A 13,724-nucleotide genomic window follows, 5' to 3' on the forward strand; every position below is an offset into this window, starting at 1 on the left:
TTGGATGAAATAATGGAATCGCAACACACGCGTCAGGGCATTGGTTATGCGCTTGGCGCTTACTTTATTTGGGGCATTGCACCGGCTTACTTCAAGTTGGTGAAGGAAGTGCCGCCCACGGAGATCATGACGCATCGTGTGATTTGGTCAGCGCTGTTTATGCTGATTCTGATTACGCTGAGTCGCAGCTGGAAACAGGTACGCACGGTTCTCGCCCAACCGAAAAAAGTGCTGCTACTGGCACTGACCGCCGTCACCATCGGCGGCAACTGGCTGCTGTTTATCTGGGCGGTGAACAATCAGCATATGCTTGAAGCTAGCCTCGGCTACTTTATCAACCCGCTGATCAACGTGGTATTTGGCATGCTGTTCCTGCGCGAGCGCTTCCGGCGTTTGCAGTGGCTGGCTGTGATACTGGCCACGACTGGGGTATTGGTGCAGCTGTGGCAATTTGGTTCGTTGCCGATTATCGGCCTCGGCCTGGCGTTGAGTTTTGCGCTCTATGGTTTGATCAGAAAGAAGATTCAGGTGGATGCGCAAAGTGGCATGCTGATCGAAACTGCCTGGTTATTTCCGCTGGCTGCCATCTATCTGTTTGGCTTTGCCGACAGCGCCACCAGTCATCTGAGCGCCAATCCGCTGAGCCTTAACCTGAAACTGGTTGCCGCGGGCATCATCACCACCATTCCGTTGATGCTGTTTGCTGCGGCTTGTGCGCGTCTGCGTCTGTCAACCGTGGGGTTCTTCCAGTATCTCGGCCCCACATTGATGTTCCTGCTGGCCGTGCTGTTCTATGGCGAGAGCCTGACGCCGGACAAAATGGTTACCTTCGGCTTCATCTGGCTGGCGCTCGCCATCTTTATTGTTGATGCTGTTGCGTTCTCAGCTCGCACTCGCGTGCGCGTAGCGTGAAATAAAGCGTGCTATCGCCGGGCCGGTGAGCAAGATAGTGAACAGGCGTAGCGTCTGCAACGCCATCACAAAAGCGATATCGACCCGGCTGCCAGCAGCAATAATTGCCACGGTATCCAGCCCGCCGGGGCTGGTTGCCAGGTAAGCGGTCATCAGATCCACATGCAGCACGCGCGTCAGCATCCAGGCTAATCCTCCGCACAGCAGCATCAAACCAAAAATCGAGACCAGCATTTGTGGCAGCGTGCGCAGTGCCAGCAGGAAAATCGGACGGGTAAAACGTAATCCTACGCTCCAGCCAATCAGTGCATAAGCCAGCGCCAGCAACCATTCTGGCACCTGCAACGTGGCGACATCCGTACCGTGCAACGTTGCGCCAATCAGCGCAGGCAACAGCAGTGCACCGGAAGGAATGCGCAATTTCTGTCCCAGCCAGGCACCGGCTAACATCACTACGATGGTCAGCAGGAAACTGCTTTGTAATGCCGGAAACCACTCCAGCTCCACCGCGCCGCCACTGGTCCCCAATCCAATGCGCGCCACCACGGCCGCCGCGGTAGCCACAAACAGCACGCGCAGATACTGCATAAAGGCCACCAGGCGAACGTCAGCACCAAAATCACCGGCCATCGCCACCATCGCGGAAGCACCGCCGGGTGAAGATCCCCACGCACCCGTCGGTCCGGGCAAGTTGCTAAAGCGCACCAGCAAAAATCCTGACAAGCCACTGGCCGCCAGCGTCAGCACCAACACGGCCAGCACCACCGGCCAATCCTGCAACAGTGGCGAGAGAATCGCAGGGGAAAGCGTTTGCCCAATCATGCAGCCCAGCACGGCTTGTGCCAGCACGAAAAAACGCTTGTCGATGCGCACAGTGGCGCCTGACAGGCCCATGATGGTGCCGACGATCATCGGTCCTAACAGCAGTGCAGCGGGAAGGTGAAACAGCTGGAGGATAATCCCCAGTACTAACGAAGCAATCAGCAGAATGGTCCACTGCTGTCGCAAAGAGAGACGCGCCATAAGGTGGAAATCAGAAAGTGAGAAGTGACAACAGCCTACGCAGAATTGTGATGCGGCGCCAGTTTAAAGGGCCGCAAATGCGGCCCCGAAATCGTTACAACCAGTTTTTACGTTTGAAGTAGAGATAAGGTGCCAGCCCGGCAAGGATCATCAAGGTGATCGCCCCCGGATAACCAAAGCTCCACTTCAGCTCAGGCATAAACTCGAAGTTCATACCATAGCTTGAAGCCACCAGCGTTGGCGGCAGGAACACCACTGATACCACCGAGAAGATCTTGATAATGCGGTTCTGCTCGATGTTGATAAAGCCCATCGCCGCCTGCATCAGGAAGTTAACTTTCTGGAACAAGGATTCGTTATGCGGCAACAGGGATTCGATATCGCGCAGGATTTCACGCGCCTGCTCCAGCTGGTTACCCGGCAAGCGCGCTTTGCGCACCAGGAAATTCAGGGCACGCTGCGTATCCATCAAACACAGACGCACTTTCCAGCCGATATCTTCCAGCTCTGCCAGACGCGACAGCGCCTGATCGTACTCTTCACCCTGCTGGCCTTCCATAATGACTCGGCTCAGTTTTTCCAGCGCGCTGTAGATGTTCTCGATCTCATCCGCCAGCTGTTCGATTTTGGTCTCAAACAGATCCAGCAGCAGCTCGTAAGCATTGCCATCCGTCAGCGTTTGGTTACGCGCGCGCATGCGATAGAGACGGAAAGCAGGCAGCTCACGTTCACGCAGCGTATAGAGGCGATCTTCACGAATGGTAAACGCCACGGTGGAGTTACCGGCGTGGTCTTCCGCATCTTCAAAGAAGAAGAAGGAGTGAATGTGCAAGCCATCTTCGTCTTCGAAGAATCGCGCTGAGGCTTCGATGTCCTCCAGCTCCGGACGGGTTGCCAGGCTTTGGCCCAGCTCAGACTGCACACGATCACGTTCGCTGTCGTCAGGCTCGATCAAATCGACCCAAACCGACGTATTCAGTTTGTCGTTATTTTCTTCCAGCTCGATGCGCGTCAGGCGATCGCGTTCGAGTTTAAAAGCGCTCAGCATAGCAATACTCCCCATTGCAGACGGAATGGGACAAGGCGGCACTCCGTGATGCCAGAGGCAAAACGGGCACGGCAAAGCCTGAACGCGGAAACTTTCGCTTCAAGGGTAAATCAGTGCTGACTCGTGCGACGAGAGTGTAAAGGGAGGTCGCTGATAACCGCTAAGGCTACCCGCAATGAGAGGTGACCTTAGGAGTTGTTCCTGTTAAACAGGCGGTTGAGCCAGCATCGACTGGGCGCGTCCAAGGCATTGTCCTCTCATGATAATAGTGCGCGCATGTTACGCTGAGACGAAAAAGTCGTCAAGGTAGCGCAACCGCGCTACACCGTTTCCAGACGGGCGTAAGCCGCCACCAGCCACTTGATTCCCTGGCCCTGAAACGCCACTTGCAAGCGGCTATGCTCGCCACTGCCTTCAAGGTTGATGATGGTGCCTTCACCAAATTTGGCATGGCGCACGCGCTGTCCGAGCGCAAAGCCACTGTCATTTTGCGCGATGGGCGTGCCCATACGTTGATGGCTCACCGGGCGGCTGACGCTGGCGCGCAGACGCACCTCTTCCACACACTCTTCCGGTAACTCACCAATGAAGCGCGAAGGACGGTGATACACTTCCTTACCATAAAGGCGGCGGGTTTCGGCGTAGGTCAGCGTGAGTTTTTCCATCGCACGCGTGACGCCGACATACGCCAGGCGACGCTCCTCCTCCAAACGACCGCCCTCATCCAGCGACATCTGGCTCGGGAACATGCCCTCTTCCATACCGACGATAAAGACCTGGCTGAACTCCAACCCTTTGGCGGAGTGCAGAGTCATCAATTGCACTGCATCCTGCCACTTATCGGCTTGCCCCTCACCCGCTTCCAACGCAGCATGTGAAAGAAACGCCTGCAATGGCATCAGGTCTTCATCTTCGTCCTGATAACTGAACTGGCGCGTTGCCGTCACCAGTTCTTCCAAGTTTTCGATGCGTGCCTGGCCTTTTTCACCCTTCTCCTGCTCATACATGATCCACAGGCCCGAGTCTTTAATCACCCGATCGGTTTGCACGTGCAGCGGCATTTCAGCGGTTTCCGTGGCCAGTGAATCCACCAGCTCGCAGAAGCGTTGCAGCGCAGAAGCGGCACGTCCCGCCAGGGCTTTGTTTTGCAGCAGTTCCCGCGTGGCTTGCCACAAGGTTAATTGCTGATCGCGCGCCGTCTGACGCACCACATCCAACGTGCGATCGCCCACGCCCCGTACCGGCGTGTTCACCACGCGTTCAAACGCCGCATCATCATTGCGGTTAGCCATCAGACGCAGATAGGCCAACGCATCTTTGATCTCCTGGCGTTCGAAGAAGCGCATACCGCCATAAATGCGATACGGCATGCTGCCCTGAATCAGCGCCTCTTCCAGCACACGAGACTGGGCGTTGCTGCGATAGAGAATGGCGCAATCCTGCAGCGCATTGCCGTTCTCATGCCAGGTTTTGATGCGATTAACCACAAAGCGCGCTTCGTCTAATTCGTTAAAGGCGCAGTAGATCGAAATCTTTTCGCCATCGCTGCCATCGGTCCACAGCTCTTTACCGAGGCGCCCATTGTTATTGGCGATCAGTGTGTTAGCGGCTTTAAGGATATTGTTGGTCGAGCGGTAGTTCTGCTCCAGACGAATGGTTTCCGCGCCGGGGAAATCCTGCAGAAAGCGCTGGATGTTCTCGACCTGCGCACCACGCCAGCCGTAGATCGACTGATCGTCATCGCCCACGATAATCACCCGACCGGTATCACCCGCCAGCATGCGGATCCAGGCGTACTGAATGTTGTTGGTGTCCTGGAATTCATCCACCAGCACATTGCTGAAGCGCTCGCGATAATGATTCAGGATATGCGGCTTGTTGAGCCACAGCTCATGGGCACGCAGCAGCAGTTCAGCGAAATCCACTAAGCCCGCGCGATCGCAGGCTTCCTGATACGCCTGATAAATGCGCAGCCAGGTTTGCTCAACGGGATTGCCGTAACTTTCAATATGCTTCGGACGTAAGCCCTCATCTTTTTTGCCGTTGATGTACCACATGCCCTGACGCGCAGGCCACTGTTTCTCATCAAGGTTCATGGCTTTGATCAGACGCTTCAGCAGACGCAGTTGGTCATCGCTATCGAGAATCTGGAAGTCCTGCGGCAAGCCGGCATCAAGGTGATGCGCGCGCAATAAACGGTGCGCCAGACCGTGGAACGTTCCGATCCACATGCCGCCCTGGCTGGTGCCGATCAGTTGATCGATACGATGACGCATTTCCGCCGCGGCTTTGTTGGTAAAGGTCACCGCCATAATCGAGTAAGGCGAGCAATTTTCTACCGACAGCAGCCAGGCAATACGATGCACCAGCACGCGGGTTTTACCACTGCCTGCTCCGGCCAGCACCAGCAGGTTGCTGCGCGGTGCGGCGACCGCCTCGCGCTGTTTGTCATTCAAGCCGTTAAGCAGATCAGAAACGTCCATAAGCACCGTTTGAAAAATAAGAGAGGTTCCAGAATGCCGTTCTCCGGCACTCCATCAACGCACCATTTGTAGCGGCGCGATTTATCGCGCAATACATTGCGCCGCTACGATTTGTGCGTCAGGAAATGACTGTAATCACCCAGTGATTAGCTGGATGAACATACAGCATTATAGCAGCGAGGTTAGCGATGCCAACTGATGAATTTCCACATGCGGCACCAGGCGCGCATCGTCAATCTTCATCAGGTTACCGTCACGCAGGTTTATCCAGCAGGCTTGCATGCCCGCACGCAGTGAACCCACCACATCGGTGGTCAGATCGTCGCCGACGTGCAAAATGTGCTCAGGTGCGATACCTAAACGATCGGAGGCCAACTGATACATATCCTGCCAAGGCTTTGCACGGCCATGAGGACCGGCGCGCAGGGCAAACTGGAAATAGTGGTCAATGCCCAGTTTCTCTGGGCAGGCGTTGCCATTGGTGATCGCCACTAACGGCACGCGCTCGCCCAGCCACGTCAGCGTTTGGTGTGTCTCTTCGGGCATCTCAACTTCGCTGCGCCACTGGTGGAACACACTCATCACTTCACTGGCCCCGGCGGTGGCTTCAGCGGCTGACAACCCCACATTGATCATCGCCAGCTCAACCGAGCGGCGACGCCACTCAGACACGTCGTGATAAATCTCCGGCTCACGCGCCAGCAATTCGTCACGCAGCGCCTGATAGTCCGCAGGGGTAAATTCACGCAGCGCAGGATGGAAGGCCTGCAACGCGGCATGAGATTCTGCGGTGGTTTTGCGGATCACGGGATGGTTGTCATACAGCGTATCGTCGAGATCAAAGGTGATCGCTTTGATCGGGCCCAGCGGGCGGTAAAACTTCATTCAGGCTTTCCTCGTTTAGCACGTGGATGTGCTGCGTCATAGACCGTTGCCAGATGCTGGAAATCGAGATGGGTATAGATTTGCGTGGTCGACAGATTGGCGTGACCCAGCAACTCCTGCACCGCGCGCAGATCGCCGCTGGACTCCAGCAAATGGGTGGCAAACGAGTGACGCAGTTTATGGGGATGAATATGGCTGGCCACGCCCTGCTTAATACCCCACTCGGCAAAGCGTTTTTGCACATTTCGCGCCGAAATACGGCTGCCCCGGCTAGAGACAAACACCGCATCATCCTGTGGCGCAAAGCTGGCACGCAGCGGAAGCCAGTGTTGCAGCCAGGTCACGGCGGTGCCACCAATCGGCACGCGCCGCTCTTTGCTGCCTTTACCCAACACCCACACTTCACCGGCATCTAAATCAACATGACGACAATCCATGCCCACCAGCTCGGACAGACGTAATCCGCCGCCGTACATGGTTTCGAGCATCGCGCGATCGCGCACCGCCAGCGGATCGTTCATGTCAATCTCCAGCAGTTGGTTGACTTCATCAACGTCCATATTTTTGGGCAGATGGCGCGCATTGCGCGGTGTGGATATCCCTTTTGCCGGGTTGGCACTCAACATGCCCTGGCTGACCTGCCAGTCGAGAAAACTGCGCAAGGCTGACATACGTAGCGCCAGACTGCTGGCCCCTAACCCTCCACGACGACTGCGCGCGGCAAGCTGGCGGACTTGGGCGGGTTCCAGCTGCGTCCAGGCAACAATCTTCATCTCATCAGCCATGGCGACCATCGCCTGCAGCTGACGGGTGTAATTTTTTTGCGTAAGCGGGCTAAGCTGGCGTTCGACTTTCAGATAACGCAGAAAGCCCTCAACGGTGGGCCACAGCGGGCTGACGTCGCTCATGCACGTTCAATCCAGCGTGACAGCAGATCCGGCAACATTTGCGCCAGGTGCTGTAACAATAAGGTGCCCATGCCCGCCTGATAGTGCTGGTTATCGCGGCTGCTAAACATCAGCACGCCCAGTTCTCCGCGTTCACCCATCAGTGACATAGCGACAGAACCAATCGCTTTGGCCTGCGGTAACAGCAGCAACAATTCCGGGCCGTTCAGGCTCCCCAGATAATGATGTTCGTTGCCAAAGCGCTGGATACGCAACGGCTCAAATGCCTGGCGCGATAAGCCCAGTTGCGTGAAATCAGAAGGCGCACCGATATGCCATTTGTCGTTGAAGACACGCACGTTGGCACCTGCAAGGCCAAGATCGCGCGCCCAGCGATGCAGGCGTGTGAGCATCTCTTGCAGGCTGTCTGCTGAAGCGAGATGTCCCTGCAACGACAGCAGGCGATCAAACAGTTGATGGTTGGCCGTCGCCTGCTCCATCAACAGGGTGATCTCCTCTTCCAACTGTTGGATATGGTTGCGCTGACGCGCCATATGCCACTCCACCAGGGAAACGCTGCCGCGCACCGGGTGCGGCACCATCATCTGTTCGACCTGGCGCGCATTGCGAATAAAGAAGTCGGGATTCTGGCGTAGGAATGCGCTAACCGACTGATCGTCCAGCAAAACCGCGCTGTCGGTTTGCTCTTCGATATTTTTCATAGATGAATAAACCCATCATAGACGTGTGTGGCTGGACCGGTCATCAGCAGCGGCTGACCCGCCCCTTTCCAGGCAATATGCAGTGTTCCGCCGGGCAGATCGACGCGCACTTTCGCGGCTAAAATGCCCTGCTGAATACCACAAGCCACCGCCGCACAGGCGCCGCTGCCACAGGCCTGAGTTTCGCCTGCGCCGCGTTCATACACGCGCAGACGGATATGTTCAGGATTGACCACTTCCATAAAGCCAACGTTGACGCGCTCCGGGAAGCGCTCGTGGCTTTCGAGCAGCGGGCCGAGCGTTTCCACCGGTGCAGTTTTCACGCTCTCAACCTGAATCACGCAGTGAGGGTTGCCCATCGATACCGCACCAAACATCACGGTTTGCTCGGCAACACGTTGCAGGTAAAGGTTTTCGGCTTTGTTGGCACGTAACGGCACCTGTTGTGGGTCGAAATTGGGCTCGCCCATGTTGACGCACACCAGTTCATCGTTCGTCACGCTGAGCACCATGCGGCCGGTTTGCGTGCTGACGCGAATGTCACTTTTGTTGGTCAACCCTTTCAGACGCACAAAGCGGGCGAAGCAGCGCGCGCCATTACCGCACTGCGCCACTTCGCTGCCATCGGCGTTGAAAATTCGGTAGTGAAAATCGAGATCCGGATCGTAAGGCGGTTCAACGATCAGCAACTGATCAAAACCGATCCCCAGATGCCTGTCCGCCAGACGGCGAATCAGCTCCGGCGAAAAAAAGACGTTTTGCGTCACGGCATCGACAACCATGAAATCGTTGCCGAGACCGTGCATTTTCGAGAACTGCATTTTCTGCTCCGCCGGATGACTCATAGGAATTAGTTCGCCTGTACACCAGGTTTGCTGGTCACCAAACCATTCACATCAGCATTCTGAGCGGCTTTTTGCTGCTGCTCGGTCACTTGCTGATTGCTTTTGGTCGGCTGATCTTTCGGCGGGAAATACAGCGGTCCTTTCAGTCCACAACCTACCAGGCTGACCAGTGCCAGCCCCATGCCTAGCTGACTTATCATTCGTCTCATTCTGTCTGCTCTTTCTGTCCTTAAGCCATTGCTGCTTATCATCGCAGTTGACGTTGTAAAAGCAACAGGAAATACCCGCAAATCCGGGAGCGAGTCAGAGGAAAAGCCAATCCCACCGCGCGAACGCAGGCGGGATCAGTGCATTTGGTAGCGTGGCTGGAAGTCGCCGTTATCGTTATCGGGCTGCGTGGCGCAGAGCTGTGTCAGCGTCTGGCTGCGGAACGGAATCACCTGGAAGCGATCGCCGGTGTTCACAATCTGATAGAACTGCGGCAGGTTGAAGTTGATAAAGCTGGAACCGTAGGTGAAACGGTCATGCGATGACGAGTAGAACCGGCTGACATCGCGCACCAGCTCTTCTTTGCTACCTTCGCAATGATGATAAACCTCAACGCGGTTGCTCTCGTCGAGGATATAGATGTTGAAGCCACGATCGTCATTAGTATCTTCAAAGAAGAACTGAATAATGCCTTCGCTGGCGTAACCATTCACCACCGGCGGTAGCGGCGTCTGGTTGGATTCGACTTTGATCGATAGCCCATGCAGTTTGTTGTTGGAAATCGCACCGTAGAACTCCACTGCGTTTTCCAGTTTCTGCACCGAGACGCTCATGCGCTCAAAGAACAGGCCCCAGGTTTGCCCTGCCATACGCAGCGCTTTAAAGCGGCCTGGCTCCTGGCGCGTGCTCGACAAACGCAGCTCAATGCATTCGGAAACCAGTTGCTGCACGCGAGTGCGGATCAAACCACGCAGGTGCTGGCTGTAGCAGAACACTTCGACCGTATCGGGCGGTGCGGCATCCTGATGCATCTTGCCGAGAATGGTTTTCAGGCCTTCAATCATCGCCTGTTCGCCACTGAAGTGCAGCGTACGCACCTCATTCCACGAATTACGGTACAGCAGATCGATGCTGCCAATCAGGCATTGCTGCTGCTGACCAAAGCTGAACACATCCAGCTTGCGGAAATCGAAATGCACTACCTGATTGCGGAAGGCCGAGGTCGGATCGTGCTCAAGATTGACGATAATCGCCAGGTGACGAATTTCACACGGACTGTACAACGCCTTGGGCGTTGGCGCAGGCACACGCAGCGGGAAGTGGCTCGACACGTCGTTCACCAGCTCCTGCAAACGCGGCAGATCGCAGAGTTCATTACCTTTCATGTGCAGACGGGTTTTGCTGGTCAGCAACCCGTTGAACCACGCCCACGCCACTAACTTGTTCAGGTAGCGGTTATATTCCAGCGGCTGATGGCTGATGATTGAACTCATGTCCGGCGACTGGTTGTACAGATACCAACCCGCACGATTGGCACGACCTTCCGGCACATGAATAAAGGTCAGATTATCTTCCGAGAGGTCGGGCGAAATCTGTGGGTTCACCAGCGTCACTTTACCCGGCAGCGCTTCAAACGCGGCATACAGTTTACGCGTCAGCACGCCGATATCCTGCGGGCTGGCACTGACGCTTAAATTGTTACGACGGGCAAAACGGATCAGGTTGCGATAACTCTGCATCATCGCATCCAGCAGTTCATTGTGCGCTTCACGCACGCGCTCGATTTTCCACTGCGCGCGGTTATCTAATACCGCGAGCTTGTCATCATCCCAGCCCCACTCTTTGACCAGCTGCGACAAAATTTCACGGCGCCAGCCTGAGCGTTGATGGTGGTGATCTTCGCTAGAAAGCTTCTCACACACTTTTAAGTAGAAACATCGACGCACCAGATCGAGGCGCGCCATGTCATCGACGCTGGTCAAATAACGCGTCACACGTTCCAGCATCATGCAGTAAGGATCGAGACCAAAGCAGACAATTTCGCCATCGTGCAAGCGCTGTTTGATATCCATCGCCAAAAGTTGCGTGTTGGGGTATTCCCAGCTGTAGGCTTCCAGCAGCAGGGTTTTCAGCACCGCTTTGTAGGGCGAATCGATACTTTTATATAACTGCCACAGGCTGGCACCAAAATACTCTTCTGCCGATAGCGTGCCGAGGCCGCCAAGATCAAGCCACTCATTCGGCGTCAATACACCTTGTGAGTAGAGTGACATGACGTATTCGTCGTAATGGTGCTCCTCTTCGCCGGGCACCATGTTCCACAGGATGCGTTTGCCCGCCATACGCACAGCGGTACGGTAAAACTCATCCAGCAGTAAAATATGTTGGGTTGAACCGCAGTCTTCACCGCCGAGGTTGCCGCTCTCATTATGGCGGAAACGGTTCTCATCGATCAGGAAGAAACTCACTTCCACACCCATCGACACACACCATTTCTGCAACAGCGTACACTTACGTTGCAGATTGAGGCGCTCTTCATTATCCAGCCAGGACTGGTGGCACACCCAGATGTCGAGATCAGACACACTGTTCTGACCCACGGATGAGGTGCTGCCCATCGAGTAAATACCGGTGATGGGGCGCTCGCCTTTCACGGCAGTGCTGAGATCCAGAGACTGGTCACCTGCAAGATGTTGCAGGAGCTGCTGTTGATTTTCATCAGGCGTGAAAAAGCTGACGCCATGTGGAACGCTACCCTCAAGGTAGCCCGGCATCAGTGGATGATGATAATGCAGTAATGTTGGCAGCAGACTGTAGACTTGCTGGAAAGCAGGCCCCATGGCAGCCAGCGCACGATCAACGCGCAGCTGGTTAATTGCATCCAGTCTCTGTTTCAGTGTCTCAATGTAGAGGTACAAGACGTTTCGCCTGATTGTCCCAGTGTTAAGCACCCTGTTTCCACAACCTGCCGCTTAATAATAAAGATGTCGGGCAAATTATTGCTGGAAACGTGATCAATCTAACACCTGGAGGATTGACCGTAAAGAAAGTTGCGCTACCTAACAGTTTAGCACGTTCCGTTGGCAGCCCTGCTTTTTCGGACTTCGACCTCAGAATAAGTCGCAATCGCTGACACATTCTGACATCGAGGCCTTTTCAATCCGTTGAAACTGACAGCATTCCCCTATCAATGATAGGATAATCGATGAACGATCAAAATGGTTAACAGCATGTTAAACAAAATTTTCAGAATTGCTACCAGACAAAGTCCTCTTGCTTTATGGCAGGCACAATATGTCCAACAGCGTCTGATGGCGGCACATCCAGGACTGCAAGTTGAGCTGGTTCCGATGGTGACCAAAGGCGACATCATCCTCGACACGCCACTGGCGAAAGTGGGGGGTAAAGGCCTGTTTGTTAAAGAACTCGAACTGGCGATGCTGGAAAATCGTGCCGACCTCGCGGTGCACTCCATGAAAGATGTGCCGGTGGATTTCCCCGAAGGTTTAGGGCTGGTGACCATCTGCGAGCGCGAAGATCCGCGTGATGCCTTTGTCTCTAACCGTTACAACTCTATTGATGAACTGCCACAGGGTGCGGTGGTGGGCACATCCAGCCTGCGTCGTCAGTGTCAGCTCAGTGCGCGTCGTCCCGATCTGATTATTCGCTCATTGCGTGGCAACGTCGGGACGCGTCTGGGCAAGCTTGATGCCGGAGAGTATGACGCGATCATCCTCGCGGCGGCAGGCCTCAAGCGTTTAGGGCTTGAAGACCGTATTCGCCAAGCCATGCCAGCCGAGATCTCTTTACCTGCCGTTGGCCAAGGCGCGGTGGGTATTGAGTGTCGCCTGGATGACCACACCCTGATTACCTTGTTGGAAGCGCTCAATCACAGCGATACTGCGGTTTGCGTACGTGCTGAACGCGCCATGAATACGCGCCTCGAAGGCGGATGTCAGGTACCGATTGGTAGCTTTGCGGTGCTGGAAGACGATCAACTGTGGTTGCGTGGGTTAGTCGGTTCGCCAGATGGTCTACAGATGGTGACGGCTGAACGTCGCGGTCCACGCGATCAGGCCTTACAAATGGGCATCTCACTGGCGGAAGAGCTGCTGGATGGCGGTGCGCGTGACATTCTGCGTGACGTCTATCAAGGACAACCGCCGGTATGACCATCCTCGTGACCCGCCCGGAACCCGCCGCCAGTGAATTGGCTTCGCGTTTGCGAACCCTCGGCAAGCTGGCGTGGACGTTACCGCTGATTGAGTTCACGCCGGGTCGCGACCTTGAACATCTGCCGCAGAAATTGGCGGCACTGCAGCCGGGCGATTTGGTCTTTCTGCTGTCACAGCAGGTGGTGCTTTTTGCTCATCCTGCCCTTGAGCGCCAGGGCATCACCTGGCCCAAAGCGCTCGACTATTATGCCATTGGCCGCAGCACTTCTTTGGCACTGCACACCGTCAGTCATCTGAAAGTAGACTATCCTCATGCGCGGGAAACCAGTGAAGAGTTGGTACGCCTGAACCGTCTGCAGCAGGTGAAAGGTAAACGCGCACTGATTCTGCGCGGCAGTCCTGGCCGCGAATTGCTGGCAGAAACCCTGATCGCACGCGGAGCCGAAGTCGAGTATTGCGAGTGCTATCAGCGCTGTGAAAAGCAATACGATGGCGCCATAGAGGGTCGCCGCTGGCGCGATCGCGGCATTACCACTCTGGTGGTGACCAGCGGTGAGATGTTACAACAACTGTTTGCACTGTTTCCGCCAATCGATCGTCGGGAATGGTTATTGCACTGTCGGCTTGTGGTCGTCAGTGAACGTTTGGCTACACAAGCCGCCGAATTAGGCTGGCAGGACATTGATGTAGCCGATGGTGCCGATAACGATGCGCTGCTGCGTGCGTTACGCTGAACTTAACAACGGGATGAGCCAT

Annotated in this window: 12 protein-coding genes; 3 read left to right on the plus strand and 9 right to left on the minus strand. The window is 55.4% G+C overall.

The annotated features are described in order from the left end of the window. Positions 1-12 precede the first annotated feature (12 nt). Complete coding sequence (gene rarD / locus ACPUC8_RS00170) at positions 13-912, plus strand: EamA family transporter RarD (RefSeq protein ID WP_494925398.1); 900 nt, start codon at positions 13-15, stop codon at positions 910-912. Here the strand turns inward: rarD and ACPUC8_RS00175 are convergent. From ACPUC8_RS00175 to ACPUC8_RS00215, 9 genes are all read right to left on the minus strand, one after another. Beyond that, complete coding sequence (locus tag ACPUC8_RS00175) at positions 883-1,935, minus strand: AbrB family transcriptional regulator (RefSeq protein ID WP_039329236.1); 1,053 nt, start codon at positions 1,933-1,935, stop codon at positions 883-885. The two genes, rarD and ACPUC8_RS00175, sit on opposite strands and share 30 nt — an antisense overlap. 94 nt (positions 1,936-2,029) lie before the next feature. Then, positions 2,030-2,983, minus strand: a complete 954-nt coding sequence (corA, locus tag ACPUC8_RS00180; RefSeq protein WP_039329235.1) for a magnesium/cobalt transporter CorA — start codon at positions 2,981-2,983, stop codon at positions 2,030-2,032. Positions 2,984-3,303: 320 nt separating this feature from the next. Continuing rightward, a complete protein-coding gene (gene uvrD / locus ACPUC8_RS00185; RefSeq protein ID WP_039329233.1) occupies positions 3,304-5,466 on the minus strand; it encodes a DNA helicase II in 2,163 nt (720 codons plus the stop codon). Positions 5,467-5,634: 168 nt separating this feature from the next. Beyond that, the gene (yigB, locus tag ACPUC8_RS00190; protein WP_039329231.1) at positions 5,635-6,351 is read right to left on the minus strand and encodes a 5-amino-6-(5-phospho-D-ribitylamino)uracil phosphatase YigB; all 717 of its coding nucleotides are present in this window, start codon (positions 6,349-6,351) and stop codon (positions 5,635-5,637) included. After that, complete coding sequence (xerC, locus tag ACPUC8_RS00195; RefSeq protein WP_039329229.1) at positions 6,348-7,259, minus strand: tyrosine recombinase XerC; 912 nt, start codon at positions 7,257-7,259, stop codon at positions 6,348-6,350. The genes yigB and xerC overlap by 4 nt, the downstream gene beginning before the upstream one ends. Then, positions 7,256-7,960, minus strand: coding sequence for a DUF484 domain-containing protein (locus ACPUC8_RS00200; RefSeq protein ID WP_039329228.1), 705 nt, complete (start codon positions 7,958-7,960; stop codon positions 7,256-7,258). Before ACPUC8_RS00200 ends, xerC begins: the two co-directional genes overlap by 4 nt. Then, positions 7,957-8,781, minus strand: coding sequence for a diaminopimelate epimerase (gene dapF, locus ACPUC8_RS00205; RefSeq protein WP_039329293.1), 825 nt, complete (start codon positions 8,779-8,781; stop codon positions 7,957-7,959). The genes ACPUC8_RS00200 and dapF overlap by 4 nt, the downstream gene beginning before the upstream one ends. Before the next feature lie 29 nt (positions 8,782-8,810). Next, complete coding sequence (lptM, locus tag ACPUC8_RS00210; RefSeq protein ID WP_039329226.1) at positions 8,811-9,014, minus strand: LPS translocon maturation chaperone LptM; 204 nt, start codon at positions 9,012-9,014, stop codon at positions 8,811-8,813. Between the two features lie 135 nt (positions 9,015-9,149). Beyond that, positions 9,150-11,711 (minus strand): class I adenylate cyclase, encoded by a 2,562-nt coding sequence (locus ACPUC8_RS00215; RefSeq protein WP_494925399.1) that lies wholly within the window; start codon positions 11,709-11,711, stop codon positions 9,150-9,152. Positions 11,712-12,023: 312 nt separating this feature from the next. Here ACPUC8_RS00215 and hemC point away from each other — a divergent pair, with 312 nt between their 5' ends. After that, positions 12,024-12,965, plus strand: coding sequence for a hydroxymethylbilane synthase (gene hemC / locus ACPUC8_RS00220; RefSeq protein ID WP_494925400.1), 942 nt, complete (start codon positions 12,024-12,026; stop codon positions 12,963-12,965). Continuing rightward, entirely contained in the window at positions 12,962-13,702 is a 741-nt protein-coding gene (gene hemD, locus ACPUC8_RS00225) for a uroporphyrinogen-III synthase (protein ID WP_039329221.1), read from the plus strand. Before hemC ends, hemD begins: the two co-directional genes overlap by 4 nt. The last annotated feature ends 22 nt before the right edge of the window (positions 13,703-13,724 follow it).

The sequence above is a fragment of the Pantoea sp. CFCC18177 genome (genome assembly GCF_059412425.1).